This window comes from Sphingobacterium nematocida, assembly GCF_900168125.1.
GTDB lineage: Bacteria > Bacteroidota > Bacteroidia > Sphingobacteriales > Sphingobacteriaceae > Sphingobacterium > Sphingobacterium nematocida.
Genome location: NZ_FUZF01000006.1, coordinates 135,882 through 162,160, shown reverse-complemented (window position 1 = coordinate 162,160; position 26,279 = coordinate 135,882). Strand labels below are relative to the sequence as shown.

General features: G+C 40.4%; 13 protein-coding genes. All 13 read right to left on the bottom strand.

Annotated features, from left to right (window positions below; genetic code table 11):
- Positions 1-8: 8 nt before the first annotated feature.
- The 13 genes from murQ to B5X76_RS09100 all read right to left on the bottom strand — a co-directional run bounded on the left by murQ (position 9) and on the right by B5X76_RS09100 (position 26,200).
- Positions 9-827: an N-acetylmuramic acid 6-phosphate etherase gene (gene murQ / locus B5X76_RS09155; protein WP_079642842.1), complete on the bottom strand. Its 819-nt coding sequence runs from the start codon at positions 825-827 to the stop codon at positions 9-11.
- Positions 828-914: 87 nt separating this feature from the next.
- On the bottom strand, positions 915-1,604 hold the full coding sequence (locus B5X76_RS22250) for a polysaccharide deacetylase family protein (protein WP_245801014.1): 690 nt from the start codon (positions 1,602-1,604) through the stop codon (positions 915-917).
- On the bottom strand, positions 1,601-3,403 hold the full coding sequence (locus tag B5X76_RS09150; RefSeq protein ID WP_245801013.1) for a glycoside hydrolase family 9 protein: 1,803 nt from the start codon (positions 3,401-3,403) through the stop codon (positions 1,601-1,603). Before B5X76_RS09150 ends, B5X76_RS22250 begins: the two co-directional genes overlap by 4 nt.
- 38 nt (positions 3,404-3,441) lie before the next feature.
- Entirely contained in the window at positions 3,442-5,280 is a 1,839-nt protein-coding gene (locus tag B5X76_RS09145) for an outer membrane protein assembly factor BamB family protein (RefSeq protein WP_079642801.1), read from the bottom strand.
- Positions 5,281-5,383: 103 nt separating this feature from the next.
- Positions 5,384-7,252, bottom strand: coding sequence for a RagB/SusD family nutrient uptake outer membrane protein (locus B5X76_RS09140; protein ID WP_079642800.1), 1,869 nt, complete (start codon positions 7,250-7,252; stop codon positions 5,384-5,386).
- Between the two features lie 10 nt (positions 7,253-7,262).
- Positions 7,263-10,772, bottom strand: coding sequence for a SusC/RagA family TonB-linked outer membrane protein (locus tag B5X76_RS09135; protein WP_079642799.1), 3,510 nt, complete (start codon positions 10,770-10,772; stop codon positions 7,263-7,265).
- A 268-nt stretch (positions 10,773-11,040) separates the two neighbouring features.
- A complete protein-coding gene (locus tag B5X76_RS09130) occupies positions 11,041-12,486 on the bottom strand; it encodes a glycoside hydrolase family 10-like protein (protein WP_079642798.1) in 1,446 nt (481 codons plus the stop codon).
- A 94-nt stretch (positions 12,487-12,580) separates the two neighbouring features.
- The gene (locus B5X76_RS09125) at positions 12,581-14,035 is read right to left on the bottom strand and encodes a DUF4623 domain-containing protein (protein WP_079642797.1); all 1,455 of its coding nucleotides are present in this window, start codon (positions 14,033-14,035) and stop codon (positions 12,581-12,583) included.
- A gap of 24 nt (positions 14,036-14,059) precedes the next feature.
- Positions 14,060-15,883, bottom strand: coding sequence for a RagB/SusD family nutrient uptake outer membrane protein (locus tag B5X76_RS09120; protein ID WP_079642841.1), 1,824 nt, complete (start codon positions 15,881-15,883; stop codon positions 14,060-14,062).
- An 18-nt stretch (positions 15,884-15,901) separates the two neighbouring features.
- On the bottom strand, positions 15,902-19,366 hold the full coding sequence (locus tag B5X76_RS09115) for a SusC/RagA family TonB-linked outer membrane protein (protein ID WP_079642840.1): 3,465 nt from the start codon (positions 19,364-19,366) through the stop codon (positions 15,902-15,904).
- An 85-nt stretch (positions 19,367-19,451) separates the two neighbouring features.
- Positions 19,452-20,684, bottom strand: coding sequence for an exo-beta-N-acetylmuramidase NamZ family protein (locus B5X76_RS09110; RefSeq protein WP_079642839.1), 1,233 nt, complete (start codon positions 20,682-20,684; stop codon positions 19,452-19,454).
- A gap of 468 nt (positions 20,685-21,152) precedes the next feature.
- Complete coding sequence (locus B5X76_RS09105) at positions 21,153-22,907, bottom strand: RagB/SusD family nutrient uptake outer membrane protein (protein WP_079642796.1); 1,755 nt, start codon at positions 22,905-22,907, stop codon at positions 21,153-21,155.
- Positions 22,908-22,909: 2 nt separating this feature from the next.
- Complete coding sequence (locus B5X76_RS09100) at positions 22,910-26,200, bottom strand: SusC/RagA family TonB-linked outer membrane protein (RefSeq protein WP_217699639.1); 3,291 nt, start codon at positions 26,198-26,200, stop codon at positions 22,910-22,912.
- Positions 26,201-26,279: the final 79 nt, after the last annotated feature.

Sequence of the window (26,279 nt, the reverse complement as noted above, 5' to 3'; positions counted from 1 at the left end):
GGTGTTTGTTATAGCTGGTGTTCCGATCTAAAAGCCTCTATCGCTTTGCGCACATTTCCAAATTCTTCCAGTAGCGTTGTAGCGGTATCCTCATCAGCTCCAGTCTCTGCCATAACCATACGCACTCCTCTAGCGACCAGTTTATGATTTGACAACTGCATGTCGACCATTTTATTTCCTTTGACCCTACCCAACTGTATCATCACCGAAGTACTTATCATATTAAGCACCAATTTTTGTGCTGTTCCAGCCTTCATTCGTGTAGATCCTGTAACAAACTCAGGCCCCACAATCACCTCAACCGGGTATTGGGCACGAGCTGCTATCGGCGAATTTCCATTACATACAATACAACCGGTAGCTATACCTTTTTCATTCGCTTTCTCTAATCCCCCGATCACATAAGGAGTACCTCCAGACGCTGCAATTCCGATCACCACGTCATTAGAATTGACGGCATACTCTTCAAGATCGATCCATGCCTGTTCCATATCATCTTCCGCAAATTCTACAGCTTTTCGGATGGCAGTATCACCCCCAGCTATAAGACCGATAACCCAATCAAATGGAACCCCATAAGTTGGCGGGCATTCCGAAGCATCCAATATACCCAAACGCCCACTCGTACCGGCACCAATATAAAATAATCTTCCTCCATTTTTCATGCGATCCACAGCTACCTTTACTAGGGCTTCAATCTGTGGTATTGCTTTCTCTACCGCCAAAGGAACAGTTTTGTCTTCCTTATTTATATTGTTAAGCAACTCAAGAACTGACATTTTGTCGAGGTCTTGGTAATTAGAATCTTTCTCTGTTGTATTTATCATCGGTTCCGAAAATATAGTAATACTTGGTAACATTTCGTAAATATGCTACTTTTTTGAAAAACATGCAAAAAAACGCAGCTATAATTTTTACAGTGCCACGAATTTATAGTTTTTTGAGCGAATCTCCTCAATTAATTCACCCAGTTTATTGTACAATTTATCTTCACGTCGGTCGTCTGTACCTAGGTGTACTAAAATGATATAGCCGTTTATACCACCACGCTTTTCGTAGGTATACACCTGATCCAAAATTCGTGCGGTAGGCCAATACCTATCCCCCATTTCTGGATATGTATAATCTGTAGCTGTCCTTAACCCAGGCGTAAAGTTATAAGTTTCCAACCCTAACTCCTTAGCCCACTCCACGATCACAGCATTATACCATTCATAAGGCGGGATAAACTTATCTATTTTTTTACCTCCAAGCTCTTCAATCCGATCTATATTTCTTTTGATATCCTTCACAAATTCATCTTTGGTCACCAACAGCTTTTTTCTATCCTCCCACGGCATATACAGCAGGTGTTGATCCGAATGCGGACCTATATAGTGCCCCTGTCTGATAAGCCTGCCGATTATTCGCGCACTTTTTTTGTCATCTAAAAATCGTCCTGTAACAAAAAAGGAAGCTTTTACACCTTTACTTTTGAGCACTTCTGCAATAACAGGCAATCCTTCTCTAAATTCATCTCCAGTAAATACTAGACTGACCTGACGCATCGTACTATCTCCACGTACAGTGGCTCCAAATTGATCAGTAATTTTCTTACTTTTCATTTCCGACCCGACGGTCGTTTTTTTTTTGCTTCTGCTTCTTTTGCAGAAAGCAAGTAAACCAAAGAAGCTGTCCCATCCATCGTAGGCTCATTGGTACTGTAATCTCCAAAATCGTCGTGATAAACAGCCAGATCACTCTGAAAATCGGTATAATCATCCGGCTTAGTTAATTTTATACCGATCAGATTCTTATAGGTATTTGTATATACCGGCCCATCTACCAACCCTCCATCAATGGGATACTTATGCAAAAAGGTGAATGCAGAGTGTGGATCTATTGGCGTATCACCATTTGCTGGCAGTCCGTACACCATACTCGTTCCCCAGGGATTCACCCCGAACAGCCAATCGAAATTAGCCTGCTCCAATTCTTCATATCGGGTATCTCCAGATAGCTCTTTGTACCAAATGCATTGAATAGCAAATGCCGTTGTTAAGTTATTGCTGCACCAGATAAAAGGTACACCTCGATAAAAAACATTTTCCTTTGCCCTATTCCATACCGCATCAATTCCCTGTTTATAATACTGTATTAGCTCTTTCTTACCATTTTCATCAGCCACCTTGGCCAACTCATAATGTCCTAGATTAATAAATGGATAATACTGATAATGATTTGCCGTATCTCTAACCATCCAAGGCGTAATAGCCTCCGTCATTGCGTACTTTAATCCTAAATCCACATGTTTCTTGTCTGTATGTAATCTATACATCCACGCTTCAGCAAGCTCCATATCATCAACCCAATTATCTTCTGCATATATGTAAGGTGATTTTACAGAGACCGTCTGGGTCACACCAGGTATAAGGTGTGCGTAATCATAAGCTGTCTTCGCTTTTTCTTTCAACAGGATAGCATAATCGCTATCTTCTGTTTTGAGCAAGTCGTACCCCAATCCAAATGCACTGACAAACTTCGCGGCTGTCGAACTTGTTCCAGTCGTATTATTCAAAAATTTGCCCCGCTGTTGAGGCTTCCCATCGATAAAATATACCGGCCGCTCATGTCCTCTACCATACAAGGAGTCCTGTCCCGGGAGCCTTAACGAAGTATGATCCCTATCGTCCGCAATTTGATTAAATAGGATATGCGGTTCCGGATGCATCTTAACTAACCAGTCTAATCCCCACTTTGCTTCGTCCAATACATCAGCAATGCCATTTCTACCATCCAATCCATTGGCCTGCTTTTCATCCGAAAAAACCATTGGATAATCGCGGTAAGCAGCTAATAAGTGATAGGTCGCATTGGCCGACGTGGTGGCGTACTGTAGGTAATCAGAAGCATCATGCCAACCTCCCCCAACATCGACACGCGTACTATCGGGCATCCCTACAGAGGAAGCATACATGGTGAAGCCATCATGGGTATGACAGCTGTCTTTTAAATAAGGATTGAATAAGGTGCGTTGTTGTCGCATATAGCGTAATGCGAAATCGGCAGTTCCATTATAAACATCTCTATCGATTTTAAAACGTGGCGATACTGTCCCGTCATCTGTGCGTATATAATATTCGCCGGGACTTGTCAATCGTGAAAAATCCATACGATATCCTTTGTTAAAGGGGCCATATGCACCGAAATTATCTTTGAGCTTTCCTTTAAGCGCGACTTTATCATTCAAGGCATTGACCACCTCGTAAGAACGAATATCGTTATTCCCTTTAGTCACCCAAACCGCATTCTTTTTCCCTTCGGGGAGGTAACCCAATTGATTGATCCGTATCCAAGCCTTTTCTTGCCCTATCACAAGCATGGACAAGAGAATAAAATAAAAGGTTAAACTAAATAATCTCATTTGAATAGCATTCACAATTAATCATTAACAATCGACTATTAATACTGAAGCATCACAATCTTCCCGTCCATGGTACTAGCTATAATTTTATCCTTGAGCAGCAGCGGTGGGTTAATCATTCCATTTGAAATCTTGTATTGCCACAGCACTTCTCCTGAATTAGGCTCCACAGCAGACAGTAACCCCGAGTGACTAGGGACAAATACTGCTTTTTTATTACTATAAATCGCCGTTGGAGTAAGCTCGTAGGGCAAATCCAACTTCGACTTCCAATCCACACTCATGTTGTTTTTAAAGACAGAAACACCGATCAGTTCTCCGTCCATCGTTTTGGCAAACACGAGCTTACCATCTGGCGAAAGCCCCATGGACTCGCGGACTTTCAGATCATCCTTTTTCTCACGCCATACCTGCTGGCCTGTTTTCAAATCCAGCGCCGTCATGAAACGATCCGGCGCCACAATAAAAACCCTATTATTAGCCACGACAGGATAACATGCCGCTGCAGAAAACATCCGATTAGTCGCACCACTGCTCCAATCCCACACTTTAGCCCCCGTATTCTGATCTAATGCGTAGAAACCATTTTGCCAACTTCCGAATATCACCTTCCCATCTGCTATTGTTGGTTTGGTAGACACATACCCTTTCACTTCATCAAACACCCACAAAACCTGTCCATCCGATACTTGAATACAGCGAAAAATTCCATCAGAATCGCCCAGATACGCCTTTCCATTGGCTATTGAAGCAGATCCCAACACCGCTTTATTAGCTTTAACTGCCCATTTTTTCGCACCAGTTGTAGCATCCAAACCGTAAATATGATGATCTGTAGATCCTACCACAACAACTCCCTTATACACTTCCGGTGTAGCATATACCTTACCCCCTGTCTTAAATGACCATATTTTTTGACCGGTGTTTAGATCCAATGCATATACCTCTCCGACCGTATTGGCTGTAAAAATACGCTTACCATCCGAACTAATACCTGCACCGATATCACCATGGTCTTGATATTCCCAAACCAGCTTAGCTTTTGTATTCGTATTCACGGCGTAAGATGGACGTGCGTATTGGCTCTTAAAAGACACTTTTCGGAGCGGTAACTTCAACCAATAGTTTTCTGTACCGACATTTGGCTTACGCACCTGAAAATACACCGAATCTCCTGTCAACGTCACAATATTATAACCTCCTACATCCTCTTTAGCGCGAAGATTAGAACGAGCCATCACCCCTGGGATGTCATCCCAATTGTACTGCTTATTGATATGCCCATGACCACATAAGGCCAATTGTACATTTCGTTGTTGTAAGCGATCAATGAGTTCAAACCAGTTGTTCAACGAAGAGTCTAAAGGATAATGGTTTACTGAAATCAAAGGTTTACTTGGATCCGCATTTGCTTCAAAAACCGAGTCGACCCACACTAAGTTTTCACGAGGTATCTGTCCCGGGCTCATCCGCATATTGGGACCCGAGGTCGTACCTATAAACTGATAGCCCTTATGTTCAAAGAAAAAAGTCTCTCCTCCAAACACCTTCCGAAAGGAGTTTGCTCCACTTTCGGACCAATTACTATCGTGATTGCCTGGCACGATATACAACGGCAATTTCAGACTATCCAATATCTGTTTGGCTAATGCCAATTCCTCATCCGAACCAAACTCGGTGACATCTCCTGAGAGAATTACGAAGTCTATACCCTTTTGTTGGTTGAGATCGGCTACAGTACGCCGCAGGTCATCAGCACCGGTCTGCCCACCTACGTGGGTATCCGTTACCTGAGCAAATTTGAAAGGAGTTTGAGCAGAAAGTAATGTTACTGCAAAAAAAGAAAAGAAGGAAAGTGCTAAAAATCTGAAAGTCATATATAGTAAAAATTAAAATCTGCAAAAGAAATACCGTCACCATAGTGATGAAAACTATTCAGCGCTAAGTGACGGCATACTTATGTATTATAAAAACAAGGTCTTACCAATTTACAGTTTGAGATAGGGTATACCCCATATCCTTGTATTCTTGAATTAATGCTTCGCTTATTGGAGCTAGATAATTACGTGGTTGTACAGGTAATCTGTTGGCAAAATTGCGAACCACATAATACCCAACCATAGCCGCATCGTTTGTACCGTTATATGTCACAATTTGTCCCGCGGCATTTTCAACTTGAAGAACGTCTTTATACGTTGCAATGATTTTACCGGGTTTGGCCTTATCTCTAAGGTCCACATTTCCTATGATCCAAGGTCCACGTTTATAATCATTGGACACAAAGTTCAGGTAATCTAACTTTTTCCAGCGACGGATATCTTGCATACGAGCATACTCGAATACAAATTCCATTCTACGCTCTCTTCTTATTTCCCACATCAAAGCGGTTACATCTGCATCTCGTTCCGGATCATTAGGAAGATTTGCCAATAATAACGGAGCCGTTTTCAGAATACCCTTAGCGGTAGCCGCGGCATCCAATGGTCTATTCCGAATAGCATTAATAGATTTATCCAAATCAGCTTGTGTTACCGCCCCTCCCCCATGATTCTCGGCAAGGATTTGCTTAGCTTCGATCCAATTCAACACCACTTCGGCCAAGCGTACAATTGGGGCGTCATTGGTATTTGTGTTACTACCCCATTTTGCTGGATAAGCGGACCCAATATACCCCAAAGCTTCCCTTCCCGCAAATTTGTGTGCATACGCAAAAGTACCTGAAGCCGCAGTATTAATAGTATCCATAAAAGTAGCTTCAAATCGAGGATCTCTTGTCTTAACCAAACTCTGCATTCTAAAATTTGACGCATTAGCGACTGTGGAATTTTGCCAAACTTTGCCATCTGTACAAATAAAATCTTTCAACAAGTCCAAGTTTGCAGATCGGGCTTGAGATTCGGTACCGTTACTATAAGAACCCACAGCATGCGTTATTTTTATAGCATCTAGGTAACTTCTAAAAAAAATCACCTCTTTATTTGCAGCCAAATCTTCAGATGCGAACAGAGATTTGAAATCACTCGTAAAGTTCCATTTCCCACTATTCATAACCAATTCTGCTGCATCTCGTGCAAACTCCAAGTATTTCTTTGCACGTGCCGCATCTAGACCATGATACTGTTGCCATGAACCTTCAAAAAGCATCAAATTTGAAATCAATGCTGCTGCTGCATATCGATTTACAAACCCCACCCCATCATCCAAGCGCATGTTATCCATTACAAACTTGAAATCATCATACACCTTATCCATGACAACTCCCCGCTCATCACGACTTTTATACATCATATCTGGGTTATTTACATCGACCTCCGTATCGTAATAAGGAACCGCACCAAAATTACTAACCAGCCTCGCATATTCATACCCCCTAAAAAACCGTGCAACAGCTGCCCAATGGTTGAACGTCTCCTCAGAAACTTGAGCTTTTGTATAATTTTCCAACCTACTCAAAAGCACATTCGCTTTACGCACCCAATAAAAATTCCAATTCGGCCCGGGGTGTTCAGATCGTAACACTGAGGTTGTTCGCAATGTTGCATTGCTTAAAGCCGTTCCTCCCGCACCGGTAGGTAAAGTTCCCAAGAGATTGGTCTGTGCTCCCTGCGAAGTGAAATCATCTGCAAAATTGTATCCTGTCAGCGGTGTATACGCAGTACCAAATCCTGAATTATATCCCACAAAATAATTGGAATAGAAATCATTGGCAAATAACCGAATATCACTTTCATTACGCCAGAATGTAGATTCAGAATCTACCACTTTATTTAATTCCGGTCTATCAAGCAAACTTTCACAGCTCAGCAGTGTAGAAGATGCTATTATAATTGTATATAAAATCTTTTTCATAATTACCGACTTAGAATGTTAACTGAAGTCCAAATGACGCACTTTTAAAAGTTGGTACCCCAACCCCCGTTCTTCCTGAATTATAATTTGTTTCGTTAAATATAGAATACCCTGAAACCTCTTCTGGATCTATAGGAAGTCCACGTAATTTATCCCATGTGAAGAAATTCTCTAATGAAGTGTATATCCGTACGTTTGTCAGCTTTGCTCTCTGTGTCCACTCTTTAGGGAAAGTATAACCTAAAGACATATTTTTGATCCGGAGATAAGACATATCCAACAAATATTTCGACTGCACCTGCATATTATTTATATCAGCTGTACCACCATTACTATAAGCCGCTGGATAAAAAGCTCCCGTATTATCGGGTGTCCAATAATCATCAACAAAGGCAGCCGGCATAGCTCCATCAGAAACGTGCCATCCTGGCTGCGCTAAAAAGCCACTTCCCCAAACTTGCCGCGAACCAACACCCTGGAAGAACACGGCAAAATCAAACCCTTTATAATCAGCACCTATACGAAATCCATAATTAAATCTAGGCGTTGAGTTCCCTATTACCTTTCGATCACCGGGATTATCAATCGTACCATCTCCATTATCGATTTCCCCATCTCCGTTTAAGTCTTTAAACTTCACATCTCCAGGCCCAAAATTAAAGGTAGACGAGTTTTCTAATCGCGACTGATAAATAGGCTTCTCTCCATTCGGCCCATCCTTCAAAAGGTACATTTTCCCACCACCACTGGTGTTATACTTGGTCATAGCTGTTGTCAAATCCACCAGTTGGGCTTTACCGTTGCCATCGAGAACAAAATCATCCGTTTGATATAAGCGATCCGTTTCATAACCCCAAATCTCACCCCATACTTTACCATCATAATGTGAAGTTGTGAGACGAGAGCTCGTATAATTATAAACCCTAGATTTAGCGTCATCAAAGTTGGCACGAAGATTAATCCCCAAACCATTTTCGAAACGATGATTGAAATCAACCGCTATCTCATACCCTTTAGTAACTAAAGAACCCGTATTGATTAAAGGTGGAGCACCTCCTATGGTATAAGTCACGCCACTTAATTGACCAAACATATGGTTTGTTGATTTTTTATACCAGTCAAACACAAATCCCAACTTATTATTAAAGAACCGTGCGTCTGCTCCAAAATCTAAAGTCTCGATATCCTCCCAAGACACCTCACGAGACCTTAAATCGGGAGAAGGAATTCCTACAACTTTTGCACCACCTGCTACCCATGTGCTCTCTACTGGATCCATGTTAGGCAAATATAGATCGGAACGAACTCCTTGGTTACCTATAGACCCCCATGACCCTCTAAACTTTAAAAAATTTAATGTTTCCTTTAATGGTTCCATAAAACTCTCTTCCGTCACTACCCATCCTGCTGACATTGAAGGGTACCAACGCCACTTTAAGTCTTTTGGAAATTTTGATGATCCATCATACCGAAGGTTTCCCTCAAAAAGATACTTATTCTTGTACGCATAATTTACACGACCAAAATATCCCAGCTGAGCTTCCCAAAATTCTTCACCGCCACCGGTCATTTCTCCAGTAGCTAAGCTAAACTGCGGATTTGTAATATCCAAAAGATTGGTACGTTGATTCCAATGATTGGCCCCATGACTACTGACCAGGTTAGAACCTAGAATAAACTTAAAGTCATGATCATTATTTACCGTAAGATTATATGTTGTAAAGGCATTTAGCGTATGTTTATACTCATTTTCAGAACGTTGATAGATATGATCTGGATTACCACCATTCGCGGTGTATGTTTCGTTGATAAGATCATAAGCCAATATTGCCCCTGGCTCAGATGCCCCAACAACAACACCATCGGAATTTACATATACAGGGTTTCCGTTTCCGTCCTTACGTTGCCTTGCCGCAACCCAACTGTTCGCTCCCGTAAATTTTGTTCCATTTCGCCTCCATCCATAGTCTTCATTCGCGTAAGTGTAATCTACATCAACCTTCCAGTTGGATTTCAACTTGATTGTAGTCCCCACATTTGCATTCAAGTAGTTACGTTTCATGGACGCTTCGTTTGCAAATTCGTTTTCACTCCAAGGACTCCGAATCGGATTACCTAACTCGTCATAACCCATCGGATATAAAGAACTCCATCGGTACATATATAACCAAGGGTCCGCAGTTGTGGAGTTTGTGGCATATGGATAACTTTTGATCCGTCTAGAATACATCATACCTGCCCTCATGGTAAGATAATCTGTAATATCTGAAGACACTCTAACACCGGCGTTATACCTTGTGAATTTATCTTTATCTCCAGGCTTAATCATACCGTCCTGATCCACGGCTCCGAATGTTGCGGAATACTTGGTATTTCCAGCAGTACCTCCCAATGAGAAATTATGCGTCTTCGTTGGCGCCCACTCGCGAATCATATAATCATAAGGATCGTACGTCCGTAAACCATATTTACGTGTAGGGAAGGCAGGATCTACATACCAGTCTCTACCGTACACTGTTGGATCGTTAGGTCCCAACGTTCCGCCATACTTCTTGTCCCACTCGACCGCCTTTTCATAACTCTGTTTATCTAACGAGTAAAATGCTCCATATACAGTACCCCCAACACGCTCTAGTGCATCTATAGAATATTTTAATGCGTTTAATTGCCCCATTTCAAATTTCTTGTATAGATTTTGAAACGAGAAATTATTGGAATAACTAATACTCGCTTTGCCCGCGGCACCAGTTTTTGTCGTGATCAAGACAACTCCAGTGGAAGCTTTAGCCCCATAAATAGACGAGGCTGCTGCATCTTTTAAAACTGTTATAGACTCAATATCATCTGGATTCACATACTGTATACTAGGTATTTCGACATTGTCCAATAGAATTAGAGGCGCGCTACTGCCGTTGACCGATGAAATAGCCCCACGAATCTTTATAACAGGATCGGCCCCTACCTCGCCGCTAGGCACTGTAATGGTGAGCCCTGGAGTAGTACCTTGAATGGCTCGGCCTACATCTACCACAGTTCTTCCCTGCAGATTCTCTTTCACATTAACTGTTGATACAGCACCTGTTACATTTCCTCTCCGTTGCGTACCATATCCTACGACAACCACCTCGTCCAATGCATTATCCTCCGTCCCCAGTGCAATATTCATGGTTACATCATTAACAATCACATTCTTGGGTGTCAGTCCTATGAAAGAGACCCGTAATGTTGCACCATTGGAAGCTTCAATGCTAAATCGCCCCTCAGCATCTGTCATGGTTGATCTTGATGTGCCCACTACGGAGACGGTAGCTCCGACAATTGGCCCATCAGGCCCCGTGACGACACCGCTCACCTTTTGCTGTTTGATAAAAACAAATGATTCACCAGTGGATGGAGTCACTTTTGACTCTTCTCTACCACTAGCAAAAGATACTGCAGGCACAATCACCCCAATGGCCACCGCCATCAAGATTGACTTTTTCCTACAGCCATGCTGTTTTGGTAAAAGTTTGGATACCATAATCTCAGATTTATAAGTTACTAGTACTAAGTTAAATAATAGATTTAAGACTTTTTAACATTTTATATTTTTTTTCTCCTTTTATAAAACAAAACACGTAAAAAAGCGCAAAAACAACCGATTGAATTAATTTACAATGTAACAACACCAGAAACAAACAGTCACAAAAATGCACAAAGTATCATTTCGCAATATTACACCATAAAAAAAGCCTCCATAACGTTGTTAGAAAACACGTTATGGAGGCCTTGATAAAAAGCTGGCTAAACTACTTCTTCTCTACAGTTGTGGTAGCCATACTTTCTAGGTTGTCTACATTAATTGTAGTTACACAATAGAAGCCTTTATCAGTAACATCCATCTTTAAATTACTAGTTACTCCCACGACCTTACCTGTTGCTTTGAGATCTGAAAAATGGTAAACTACAGTTTTCAGATTTGATCCAGTCACCGTCCAACTCAATTCACTACCATTCAGAGCTAAATTAGTTGGTACAGTTGGCTTAGGAGCCACCTCACGTCCTGCAAATGGCATTACTGCATTATGATTGTAGAGCTCTTTAAGTTTGTCTGTAATTTTTATACGATTAGCCATTACATCCCGAGCCGAGTAAATAGCTGAACCTACGGCATATTTATTTTTAGCAACCAAATCAAATTGTCGGGCTAGTTGATCAACATTCTGAAAAGCTGCACCTCCATCAGAAGCACCAAACTTGTAGTAACCATGTCCAATAACCAATTGTGCCTTACCCCTAAACTGTGTCCAATCTGCAAGATTACCTTCAAAAGGGTTCGATGAATTTCCAATTTCCTGATAAAGCTGTGGAATCAAAATATCAACCCACCCCGAAGACGTCCACTTTGGAAGATCAGCAAACATCGTATTAAAGTTATACGATCTACTGGCAGCCGGCGATACCGAAAAAACAACCTCTGGCTTAGTCGCTTTAATGGTATTAAAAACTCCCTCAATAGCTTTTTCCACATTTCCACGCCTAAAATCATCTTTCTTAGTATAGCCAGAACCATATTTTGTATAATCTGCATCGTCATTATAGGTAAATCCAGACGGATAGAAATAATCGTCAAAGTGAATGCCATCCACATTAAATTTTGTGATAAAATCTTTTACAATATCATTCAGTCGTTGCCTTACTTCAGGCATTGCGGGGTTATATATCCTTATTGTGGGCAGATCTATAGTCCAAGCCGAAGGAATTGTTGATGGCAATGCAGCAAAAGCATCCGTTGCTGCTGCCCGCGTTGAAATCCGATAAGGATTCATCCACGCATGAAACTCCATGCCTCGGGCATGTGTCTCATCGATTAAGAATTTTAAAACATCATAACCAGGATCAACACCACGTGTACCCGATATAGCAGCAGACCAAGGTTCATATGGCGAACTATAAAACGCATCCGCCATCCCCTTTACTTGAAAAATAACTGCATTGAATTTTAGTTCCTTTAACCGATCTAGCATATCCCTATACTTTTGTTTTTGGGCCGCTTCACCACGTACCCCCGGCCAATCCAATTCCCAAACCGTTGCAAACCAAGCTGCACGCATTTCTTTTTTAGGAAAGATTAATCCTGTAGACACAGGCGGCTCTGGTTCCGGAGCAGGCGTTGAACCTGAATCCTTACCACAGCTATTTAAAATTAAGGCTAAACAGAGGGAAATACCCACATAAATGAGAATTCTTTTCATAATCAAATTACCTTTTATAAATGACTAAAAAGGACATCGTTTCATAGCTTAATAAATATGATGCCCTTTATAAAACATTGTTACCTTACAATTTTTAATCTACTGCAACATTCACCGGAAATTCAAATATTGAAAAACCTGCATCAGCAGCAGTAGTAAACAACAACAGTTTACTATCTTTTCCTCCATTATCCTTTTCAACATACCAAGAAGTATATGTTATCGGCGCGCTGTTAGAGGCTCCATTTAGAGCAAATTCATATATTGGCTTTTTTTCCAAATCACTTTGAGCTGCAAAAAAACCAATAGCCTCTTCTACAGTCTTTCCTCGGGTTATATTATAAACTTTAAAAACAGTAGCCGAAGTTGCATTAATTCCCGCAGTCATATATATCAAGTACCTTTCATTATTAAAATACACAACCTTGGCTGCAGCCGCCGAAGCTTCAAAAACGGTAGTAGGTATAGTCGATATAATCCCGCCCCCATCACTCATTATATACATAGGAGTTCCATGTGAAGTACATAAATATTGACTTGTGCTTCCAATCTGATTATACGACATAGTCCATGTCATACTTGATACCGGCAATGGTAAAATAGACCTTTCGACCACTTCTGTATAATTAGCTATCTTAAGTCTCAAAATATGTTGTATTGGGTTATTCGTCATATAAATATAACCGTTCCCGTTAACGTCCAAATTTACGGATGTATTTTCTCCAAAACGAGTATTATAAGCACCGGTTATTGGCAAACCTGTTACAGGAACTGTTATAACAAGAGGTGGCTTATTATAGTTTTCTTTGTAGTTTTCGTAATAATACATTTTAAATCCTACACCACTTGAAACATTAAAAACATAGAGATTTCCATTTGCAAACGCTCCAGTTTGTATTGGCAGCGTACCACCAGTAATATTAGTCGTATTCAGATTCAACTTATTAATCCTTCCTTCCTTTAGATCACTAACTTTTAAAAGATGAGGATTAACTGACCCGAACCTCGAAGGCACCATGACATACTCTCCGTCGAAAGCTCCTCCTCTTGTAGCTAACCCAACGTAGTCAGGATATATTGGGTTTCCTATTGCATTATTAGAAAAATCATACACCTTTCCGTTTTTAAAGTCAGCTCCGTAAACTGGAACCTTTAATCTCAATGTAGCTAGGTATTCTCGGTATCTGGGAGAATTCACTACTTTCAAAAGAACCTGCTTTTCAGACACACCTTCCTCAAAGTCTAATTTAAAAACATCTTTTTCCAACTTTGCACCGTCAGACATAATGGCTTCAAACTGCAAATTATCAAAATTTGTGAGTGTGTCAATTCTTGGAAAAGAAATCTGTTTTGTACTTTCATTCACCATACCCTCCAAAACCACATTACCGTTTGCTCCTGTATTTAAAATTTTGATTGATTTTAATTCTGCAAATTGAGAAGAAGTATCCATTGCTCCAGGAAGATCTTCTTTACAAGACATCGCTGAAAATGCAAAAAGCATCATTGCAATTAATCCTATTTTCGAAATATTTAATATTAATTTCATAACAATTTCTTAAAAATATACTAATTAATACTCAGGCCAACCTTGAGTCTGCTTTAATTCGTAGCCCTTAGTTTTATACTGATCCATCTGATTAAACCCTATCGGTGTTAAATATGGGTTTACATTCGGTATATTCAAAAATGGCAATCTCCCTTCACTATCTTGATTTTTGTAAAATCCCTTCATAAGAGCGGCGTTTGAACCAGAATATACAACTTCATTTCCATTCAAATCCACAACTGAAAGTTTACCAATCTGACCTGCACTAATATAACTAGTCATCTGAGTGGGGAAGTTCACCCAACCACCAGACATAAGATCCTTATTAACTTTATCATCCATGTATTCCAACTTAGACCAACGTCTTAAATCAATTAGTCGAGAAGTTTCAAAGACAAACTCCATACGTCTCTCCCTACGTATCTCCCAAAGCAAGGCCGAAACACTAGGGTCTCGACTAGGATCTACTGGTAAATTTCCAATCGACATCGGCGCTGTTTGTTTAACGCCTCTCGCGACAGCATCTGCGTGTAGCGGGCGCTTACGGATGACATTAATCGTTGCATCTACATCCATTTGGGTAACACCATTTCCACCAATAGTAACCAATTCAGCCTTCGCCTCTATCAAATTGAGCAATACCTCGGCATACCTAAAAACCGGTGCATCTGTCTCATTTTTAGCACCTTTATTGACTTCAATCAGAGTCTTTTGTTCGTCAGTACGATCTTTTTCAGGAATTTCCTTTAATATTTTTTCAACTTCACGAGGAAAAAATTTTGTCACGTAATACAAAGATCCTTTATTTAAAGCATCTGGCTTAGTATAGAATGTTGCCTCAAAACGCGAATCTCTAGTTTTAATCAAATTTTCAATATCAAAATCATTAGCTCCTGTCATGGAAGTTGATTCCCAAGTCGTACCATCATTCAGAATATATGATTTTATTAAGTCCGTAGTAGGACCATTCAATGTAGACTCCTGAAGGTTACCATAGGAAGAAACAGAATGGGTCACACCTACAGCGCCATCGTAAACGCGATACAAAATCATATCTTTACTACCCACTAGACTTTTGGAAGTAAATTGTGATTTATAATCCATTACGATATCGAATTTTTTACTATTCACTACCATTTGAGCTGCATCTCTTGACAACTCCAGAAATTTCTTAGCTTGTTCCGTATTATTATAATAGTACTTTTGCCAAGTCCCTTCATATAATGCTAACCTCGATACCATAGCAGCAACAATATATCTATTCAGCGTCTGGTCACCATCATTCAATCGGACATTGTTTAATGCAAATTGCCAATCTTCATAAACATGATCCATAACTTCATTACGTGGGGTTCTTGGTTTATACAACTGATCTAAATCTGTATCTGACACCTCCGAGTCATAGTATGGAACATCTGCATATGATCTGGCGAGGTTAGCATATTCAACTGCTCTATAAAAACGTGCTACAGCCAGCCAATGGTTTTTAGCTTCTGTAGAAAGTACAGTTGACATTCTACTCTCAATACGCGATACCATTATATTTAGCGAACGTATGTTGCTCATCCCCCATATTCCGCTTACAGGTACAGCTCTTACAAAATTAGCCTGTTTACCTTGAACAACAACATCATCGTTATTTGTAGCATTAACTAACGGTGCAGCATCCCCAGAGTACCCTCCAAAATAAGAGGCCATGTATTTATTTGCGTACAACCGAAGTTTTTCCTCACTTGACCAAGCTGTGTCGTCATTTTCCACTGTCAAAGGAGCCCTATCCAGAAACTTTTCACAGCTGGAAAAACTAAGAGCCGCAGTGATCAACAATATTTTATATGTGACTTTCATTTTCTTCAACATTAATAATTAAAAACCTATTTGTACTCCCATTGAGGCCGATTTAAACGGAGGATTAGATGTACCTGTTCTTCCTAAATTGTAGTTTCCACCAGGTCTTAACATTGACTCTCCAGAAATAGCTTCAGGATCGATTGGTAAACCTCTCAATCTATCAAAGGTTATATAGTTTTCTAGCGAAACATATATACGAGCATTTGACAATTTAATACGATTTAGAACAGTAGGATTCACATTATATCCCAAAGTAATATTCTTAATTTTCAAATAGGCCATATCAAGCATATATTTGGATTGAGCACGCATCACATACCCCTCATTCGCACCATTCATGTTCCACGCTCTCGGATAAAATGCATCTGTACGATCCGGTTTCCAGTAGTCTCCAGCAATAGCTTGCGGCATTGCCCCCTCCTTCGCAAAATAACCGGGAATTGCTAATTGTCCGGAACCCCAAATTTGACGCGAACCAACTCCCTGTAAAAATACAGATATATCAAAACCTTTATATTCGGCTCCCATTCTAAACCCAAATTCGTAACGAGGTGTTGTATTACCGATCACGACACGATCTCCAGGCTCTCCATTGGTACTTTTACCTGCATCAATATATCCGTCACCGTTTACGTCAACAAATTTCACATCACCAGGACTCATTAACAACGTTTGATTCCCATCCTCAAAATAAGTTTGATAAACAGGGTTATTGCCCACCAACATATTGGTGCGTTTGCTTGTACCGTTGTAAATAATATCAGTCTGAACAAAACTACCTAGGTCATCATAAACGAAATCTTCCTTTTGGAACAAACGATCTGTTACAAAACCATATACATCACCATAGCGTCTACCTGTAGAAAATGTCGTGCCTAGAGCGCGGTCTGCCCAAGGTGTATTATAATCGGCTCCTTTAGTAACAAAAGTTACAGCATCTGCAATATTTGCATTAAAGACTAACTTCAATCCGTTATCAAATTGATGTGTATAGTCCGCGGCGATTTCCCATCCGCGCGTTCTTAAATTACCATAATTACCTTCTGGGGCAGAAGTACCATAAGTAGCAGGTAATACATCTCCGGATACAATCATATTTTTTGTATTACGCTCATACCATTCTCCAGTAAGTCCCAGTTTGTTATTAAAGAACCTGAAATCGGCGCCAATATTAAGGTGTTCAATGTCTTGCCATGTAATATTTCTAGACACTGCATCTGGGGTACCCATCTGATAAAACTGTTGCCCCGCAGAATTCAACCATGTATTCTTACCAATACTCATAATAGGTAAATACAATGAATTTGGCACAGATTGGTCACCGATCGAACCCCACGAAGCTCTCAATTTCGCGAAACTCAAAACAGGTTTTAGACTTTCCATAAAGTTTTCGTTGGAAATTACCCAACCTCCCGATACGGAGGGATACCATCTCCAACGTAAATGTGTTGGAAATTTAGATGTTCCATCACGTCTCAAACTTGCTTCAAAAAGATATTTATCTTTATAGGCATAATTAACACGGCCAAAGAACCCCGCTTGTGAATCCCAATTTGTTCCACCACCAGATTCTTGAACTCCAACAGCAAAATCAAATTGTGGGTTATCATTATTAATTAAGTTAGTACGATTCGAAAATTGACTAACATAATTATAAGCAACAATATTCGTTCCCAACATAAACTTCATCTGATGATCTTTCAAATCAAGATTATAATTCGTTACGGCGTTAAATGTATGTCTTTTTGATTTAAAAGCATATTGATAGAAATAGGTATTGCTTTTTAAAGTATGATCCGTCATAGGGAATTCATATGCTAACATCCCCCCATTATCTGTCGGCACCCCATTTTCATCCACATATACTCTCTGACCATTTGTATCATATAAATCAGATACACCGTACCAATGCGTCTTTCCTTGTATGTATGGTAATGAAGATGTCTCTCCATTGTTTTCAATTTGGTAAGCATAGTCACCTTGAACATCCCAGTTTTTAGTCACATTTATAGTAGTTCCTAAATTCATGTTCAAGAATCTCTTGGTATTGATCTCATCATGCGACTTGCTTGCAGAGAAAGCTGGGTCAATAATATCCTTGCCATTTTCTTGTACGCCAATTGGAAATAAACGAGACCAACGATATAAATATAACCAAGGGTCAGCTGCAAATCCATCAACGTTCAATGAGTTAGGATTTCTTTTTGTGCTTTCCGCATAACGAGCTCCCCCTCTCAATGACAAATAGTCGTTAACTCGTGTCGTTAAGCTTAATGTTGGCGTAAACCTTTTGTAGTCATCGTGTACTGCCGGCTTCATCATTCCTTCTTGCCCTAGATAACCAACACTCATATTATATGAAGTATTTCCACTTTTGCCGTTCAGTCCTAAATTATGAATATGTGAGAACGCGTTGTCCTTAATCATCGTTTTGACAGGATCATAAACGCGGTATCCAAACTTCTGTGTACCGTCCCACCACCAATCACGGCCATACAAAACTGGATCATCATATTTTACTGTTGAACCATATTTTTCCTGCCACTCTTTAATTTTCTCAAAACTAGTTCTATCTATACGCCAAAAACCACCGGCAGGTCCCGACTGTTTCATGTTCTCATGAGCATCTAATGTATACTCCAAACCATCAATACCCGCAATGTCAATTTTCTTAAATGGAGATTGCCACACTAGATTATTTGAATAGGTAACATTTGTGCTTTCGGTATTTGCTCCCTTCTTCATAGTAATCAAGATTACCCCAAAAGCAGCTTTAGAACCATATATAGCAGAAGATGCAGCGTCTTTTAATACGGTGATACTTTCAATATCATCTGGATTAATCATGTTAATACTAGGTATTTCTACGTTATCCACTAAAATCAAAGGATTACTAGATCCTAAAACAGAGCCAACATGTCCGCGTATTTTCATTATAGGATCCGAACCAACTTCTCCGGATGGTACTCGAACAGATAAACCAGGAACAGCTCCTTGCAAACCTCGTCCAACATCAGGAATTGGCCTATTTCCAAAAGTCTTTTTCACATCAACATTTGTGACGGCACCCGTTAAATGTCCTTTTTTCTGTTGACCGTAACCTACGACCACGACTTCATCCAGTGAATTATCATCTACTTCTAGCGAAACATTAACTGTATTCCCAGCAACTTTCACATCTTTTGAAGCGTATCCTACACTCGAAAAACGCAATGTAGCACCCAAAGCTGCTGTAATCTTAAATTGACCGTTAGCGTCCGTAGAGGTTGATCCCGACACACCGACTACAGATACGGAAACCCCGGCTAGAGGCCCATTTGCATCAGAAACAGTACCCGTTACTGTATTTTGTACCAACCTATTGGACGAATAGGCCGTTGCTGCAGCAAGGTTTGAGGGATTCGAAACCTTCGAAGCTTTCGCTTCTACAGTCGTCACCGCCAACCCCAATGCAAGAGAGAATAGTAAAGTATTTCTCATATTTAGCATATTAAAATAAACTTGTTTAGTAATTCATAATCTAGGAAGGCCTGCTTTTTTAGAAAGCAGACCTTATCCCATAACCTTATTCAAAATCTTTGTATAGCAGATACTTCTTACGCATCTCCTTATATTCGGCCAACTCCTGTTGCCAGGACGCTTTAATTTCATCTTCGGTTTTTCCGGCTATAATCTGTTTTCTTAACTCATCCGTACCAGCTAGTTTATCAAAAAACTCTGCTCGGCTGAAGAATTTGGACTTATCGGGCATCTTATTATAAAAATCTAATACATACTTCAGGGTGAATGTTTGCTTGTCCGCGTCCAATCCACGAAGATCAAGACCATACATAGTTTGGCCTTTCCCCTCTACGTGTTTTTTCATACCCGCCTTTTCGCCTGGTGTGTATTTAAAACCACCATAGACAGGGTTATCATAACCTACTACTTGAAAAGGCCATTCCGTTCCGCGACCTACCGATATCTCTGTCCCTTCAAACAAACACAAAGAAGCGTACAATCGCACGGATAGATGATTTGGCAATGATGGTGAAGGAATAACAGGTAGATCATACATCTTGGAATGATCCCAGTTTTGCACAGGGATAACAGTCACCTTACATTGACGCCCCTGCTCCAACCACTTCTCTCCATTTATCATATTTGCCAGTTCACCTACAGTAAGACCATGCACCATAGCAATCTTATGATACGAAACATCCGATTTGAATTTATCGTCTTTGCGTACTGGACCATCTACCTGATCCCCACAAGGATTCGGCCGATCCAATACAATAAGTTCCTTATTATGTTTAGCACACAATTCCATCACACGATGTAAGGACGTTATATAGGTATAGAAACGAGCTCCTACATCCTGCAAATCAAAGATCATGACATCCACAGACTGTACAATAGAATCCTGCTTTTCGTTACCACCGTACAGCGTGTATAACGGAAGACCAGTTTTAGAGTCCTTATCATTACTTACTTTTTCACCACGTTCAATATCACCACGAAAACCGTGTTCTGGCGCAAAACCAAATTTTAAGTCTACCTTGTTACGCAATAACACATCTACCAGATGCTCCTTCTGCTCTCCAACAATAGAAGTCTGATTGCCCATCAGTCCCACTTTTTTACCTTTCAACAAAGGCAAATAAGCGTCTAACTGACCTGCAGCAGGCAAAATGGCAGCACGGGTATTAGCGTCCTGCGCCGACTCTCTTTCTGCTTTCCGTTTTGATTCATTGGGGGAATTACAGGATATAAGCATCGATACTGCAACCGCCGACAATACAATTGGTAAAAACTTCATAAATAAAGGCCCCTTCATTAATAGTTTGCGTTATTATCAATAATTCAGATTTTATAAGCCAAAATAGAATAAAAAACGCACAATAAAGCAACAATAGATCACAAACTAACATCTTACAGCGTTTTGCAAAACAAAAACCGCACAAAACAGAACACCCTAGAAAAACCGAAAAGCGAAAAAAAATGTCGTTTAATAGCGTTAAATAATGTTAAATAGCTTTATTCATCTTCTTAATACACGGAGATAGTGTAACACCAACACTTTGTTGTAACAATTGAGTTACATAAAAATACACAACCGATTCCATATGCTAAAAACAAAGAAACCCTGTAATTTCTTACAGGGTTTCAATAGGGAATTATACTCGTAATCCCTACGTTAATCTTTTTTCTGAAAGTCTCCATATCCCATGGACATCAAGAACTTTCATATTTATTTGTGATCCAAAAAAATCATGAAAGTTTCATTTTACCATTCAGGGTTTTGAACCAATTCTGATTTATTCGCTTTGTACAGCGTAATCTGATCTAATGGAATTGGATCTAAATAGTATTTATTCAATACTTTTCTTTTGGTTTTGTTTGAAGGAATGATATAACCTTCATTTGTTCCATCGATCGTGATTCCGTTCAATTTTTCAGGGGTATAGTTCGCTTTTACGATATAAGCACCTCTATTTATAGTCGGGTTCTTTTCTGTATCGGCATATTCCAGTTTCTTCCAACGACGCAAATCGTTCAGGCGCAATCCTTCAAACATCAATTCTGTACGACGCTCTCTACGGATTTCCCAGATCAAACTTGCTACTGTAGCATCACGAGCAGGGTCATCGTACACCCGTCCATTCACAGCAGGCTGATTCCCCAATATCTCCAATTTTGCGACAGAAACACCTTTTCTACCACGCAGTAAGTTGATGGACTTATCCAGACCTGCCTGATCCAACACCCCCAGCTCAGCGGCAGCCTCTGCGTAATTTAACAACACTTCGCCGTAACGAATTATTGGCGCATCAGTAACATTTAGCTGACCAGTTCCCAACTTACCATCTTTAAGACTTTCATTAAGGAATTTATGGGTCGAATATCCTGAAACAGCATAATTTGGCAACGTATTCATCATTCTTAACTGCGGAACAGCAGTTTGCCCCATACGTCCATCACGATTTGCAAAGTTATCAGCCACGGTTTTATCTCCTTTATACAAAGGCGATAATCCGATAGGAAGTCCATCGGACATCAAATAGCTATCCATCGCATTTTTTGAAATGCCGGCCTGAGGCTCCAAGTTATTGAAAGACATCAGACTGTGTTGCAATACACCGTCAACGTATTCTTTAAATAGGATCACCTCCGAATTCCCCTTTAGGGACTCTGCTGTAAACAAGCCTCTGTAATCTGCAGAAAGAGAAAAAGCACCACTCTTCATTAACTCTTCGGCCGCCCATTTGGCTGCCTCTAGATATTCTTTCGCTTTCACCCCATCAACTGCGTGATATTTCAACCAAGTACCCTCAAAAAGAAATATTCGAGACATATAAGCCAACACAACATTCTTATTCACCGCTTGCTGACTAGGCCCATCGTTTGTGCGCACGTACTGAGCTGCAAACTTAAAGTCTTCCAACACCTTATCCATCACATACACGCGCGAATCACGCTTTCTGTAAAGATCGGAATCCGTTTCAGAAAGTACACGATCGATATACGGTACATCCCCGAAAGTGTTCACAAAGTTTGCGTATTCTAAACCGCGGAAAAATCGACCAACGCCCAACCAATGATTTTGTACATCCTCAGCCAAAGTAGCGATAGGCACACTCGCTATAAAGTGATTGGCCTTACGTATGCGTGAATAATACGAACTTGCAGTAGCTGGAGTCTGATTGGCTGGCAACGCCGGAGACCAGCCCCCACCAGAAGTAGGCACATTCTGTATAAATTCTGTAACGATATTTTCAATCGGTGATGCAGGCGTATGATCATCATTGATAAACTGTCCTGCAAAATACGTACCCCAGCTAAAACCTTTACCATAACCTTTAAAGTAATAGTTATAGAAGCCGTAAGTATAAGTACGAATATTATTTTCAGAGGACCAGAATGCTGGATCTGTCAACTGATCGATAGGATCTTTCTCTAAAAACCCATCTCCTAAAAAGTCTTTTGAACAGGACGAAAAAGACAGCGCCCCTGCTAAAGCTATATATTTAAATAGTTTCATGTCTAAAATGTTAATTGAAGTCCTAGTGAAAATGTTCTGCGGTAAGGATACGATCTACCAAAAGTATTAAGATCACTTTTCGCCTGCTCTGTATAATCTGTCTCAGGGTCGATAGGAACATTTAAGTTATCAAATTCCAACAGATTCTCACCAGAGAAGAACACTCTAAATTTAGAGATCTTTGCTCTCTCTAACACCGAATTAGGCAAGGAATAACCGAATGTCAAGTTTTTCAACCTCAAATAAGACATATCCAACAGATATCTTGTCTGTGGCATATGATTCATGGTTGTATTGCTTTGATTTTGATTTGTCGGTCTGTAATAAAAAGCATCCGTATTTTCTGGCGTCCAATAATCCATTTGATGCGAGTACCAAGCCTCAGCAGGTCTCCATCCAGGTACCGTCAAATCCCCACCTACCCAAGCATCTCTACGTGCAACACCTTGCAAGAAAAAGCCAAAGTCAAATCCTTTGTATTCAAAATCCGCACGGAAACCATATTGATATCTTGGATTAGAGTTACCAATGATTCGTCGATCTCCAGGATCTCCTACAGTACCTTCACCGACACCGATTACACCATCACCATTCAGGTCTTTGTATTTTACATCACCAGGGCCGAATTTAAAAGTAGTAGTTTCATAATAAGACTGCGATGGAAGACCATTTTTCAAGGTATATGAACCGTCACCATTTTGAATAAAATCATCTATCTGGAAAAGACGGTCTGTCTCGTACCCCCAAATTTCTCCAATAGTCTTACCACTGTAATCCGACGACGTGCCATTAGCATTAACCTGAGCAATTCCATCAAACTTACTGATAGTCTCTTTGTAATCAGACAACTGTCCGGACAAACGCATATTCAGACCATTATTAAAACTATGATTATAAGCCAATTCCAACTCCCAACCATTAGTCTGCATTTCACCATAATTACGTAAAGGTGAAGGTGCTCCAAAGTTGGCCGATAGAATCTCACCACCTGTGATCAGGTCAGAGACTGTTCTTCTGTAACGATTAAACGTAACGTTGAATTTATTCTGGAAAAATGCTGCATCCACACCGACTTCCTTTGTGGTAACAGTTTCCCAAGTCAAGTTTTGTGAGACGATAGAAGGCGTACCCATTGTATTCTGATTAATACCACCAACTACCCAGTCAGAGTTTGCCTGACTTAAAGTAGAAAGATACAAGCCACTAGGTACAGTCTGATTACCCACAGAACCCCATGAAGCACGCACTTTCAAGAAATCTAAATAAGGTTTTGACCAATCCATATAGTCCTCTTGTGTAATCACATAACCAGCAGACATAGCTGGGAAGAATCCCCATACATTGTCTCTATTAAAACGAGAAGAACCATCATATCTCGCCAGCACCTCAAGGATATATTTGTTCTTGTAATCATAATTAACACGACCAAAAAACCCTAAAGTAGACCAGTGCGAGGCGCCAGAACTTGTTGTCATATCGCCGTTAGCCAGACCCAGCTCTGGATAATTTGGATCCAAAAGCCCGAGTCTCTGTCCCCAAATATTATCTTTCTGAAACAATTCAGCATTGGCTCCCGCCATTACTTTAAAATTGTGATCTTGGATACTTTTGTCATAAGTCGCATAAATATTCCCGACATGCCTATCCGTCATCGTACGCTCTTTTCTAGCACGGTTGTGGGCTGCCCCAGTATAAGTCACGTAATCAAAGTTCGTTTTATTCCAAAAGTCCCAACCTGTTACCGAACCACCATTTATATTATCTTTATTGATAAACTGCGAATACGTATAATCTGCATCCAATGTAAGCCCCGGTAAAATTTTAGCTTGACCTCCAAATGTAAAGCGTGCCATGTTCGAGTTTTTCGTATTCATGTTCGCTTGTTGTACATCAGTGATTGCATTACGCATCGGTAAACCATCTATGGTACCATAAGGGAAGTTACGTTGCCAACGGTAAAGGTAAAAAATAGGCTCAAACACATCTCCATTATAAGAATATGGTTTATTCACATCTGAAGCTGTATATAATACCTTTGCATAACCTGTCAACCAATCGGTAATATCCGCGTTGATACCAAGGTTAAAGTTATAACGGTTAAATTTGTCCGTATTATCTTTTAAAACACCTGTTTGGCTAATCAACCCAAATCCGGCATTAAAATTAATCTTGTCGGATCCACCGGAAATATTCAGGTTATGGTTTTGCTGTGGCGTATATTTCTTCATGAACATATCTTCCGCATCCCATGAACGATGAAAATAGAGAAAGCCATCTTTTACTTCATAGTCACGCCCTTTGACCATCTCCAGCCCCAAATCCTGTCCACCATACAACCGTTCCCACTCTTCCATCTTCTGAATAGCGTACTCGTCGTAGCGCGTACCTAGATTATTGTAGCCTGTTAAAGAAGGATTTGTCCGCTGCATAGCTAACAAACCCGCCCTCGCTCCTGCTGCTGCACCAGCAATTTCAGGAGTTGCGCTCAACGTTTGAAGCGCAAAATTATTAGAATAATTTATAGAGGTCTTCGTATTCCGCTTACCCGATTTTGTTTTGATCAAAACCACACCCCATGCCGCTCTAGAACCGTAAATAGCAGCAGATGCATCCTTTACAACAGACATCGACTCGATATCGGTAGGATTGATCATCGACAGACTAGGTACTTCTACCCCATCTACCAATATCAACGGTGAAGCGCCTCCATCCGTCTTTAAGGATCCACTCACTCCACGTAATCGGATTTTAGGATCTCCCCCTAAATCACCACTAGCTGTAGAAATTGTTAGTCCCGACACAGCCCCTTGCAGCGCACGGCCCACATCAGTCACAGGACGAGTTTCAAAAGTCTTCTTTGTATCCACTGTAGACACGGCACCTGTCACATTCGTTCTTTTTTGAGTACCATATCCCACAACGACAACCTCTTCCAACGCATTATCTTCAGACTCTAAGCTGACATTAACCGTATTTCCGGCTACTTTCACATCTTGTGAAATATAGCCTATGCTGGAAAAACGCAATGTCGCACCTAGTGCTGCCGAAATTTTAAAATTACCTTGAGCATCTGTGGTTGTTGCTCCAGGCACCCCTACTACAGATACGGTAACACCCGCTACAGGGCCATTTGTATCCGACACAGTACCCGTTACTGTATTCTGAATCAACCTATTGGAGGAATAGGCTGTAGCTGCATTAAGGTTGGTTGAATTGGCAACTTTAGCAATTTTTGCATCTGCAGTTGTCACCGCCATCCCTAGCGCAAGAGAGAATAATAAAGTATTTCTCATATGTAACATATTAAAATAAACTTGTTCGTAATCATAACCTAAAAAGGTCTACTTATAAAAAGTAGACCCAACTTTATAA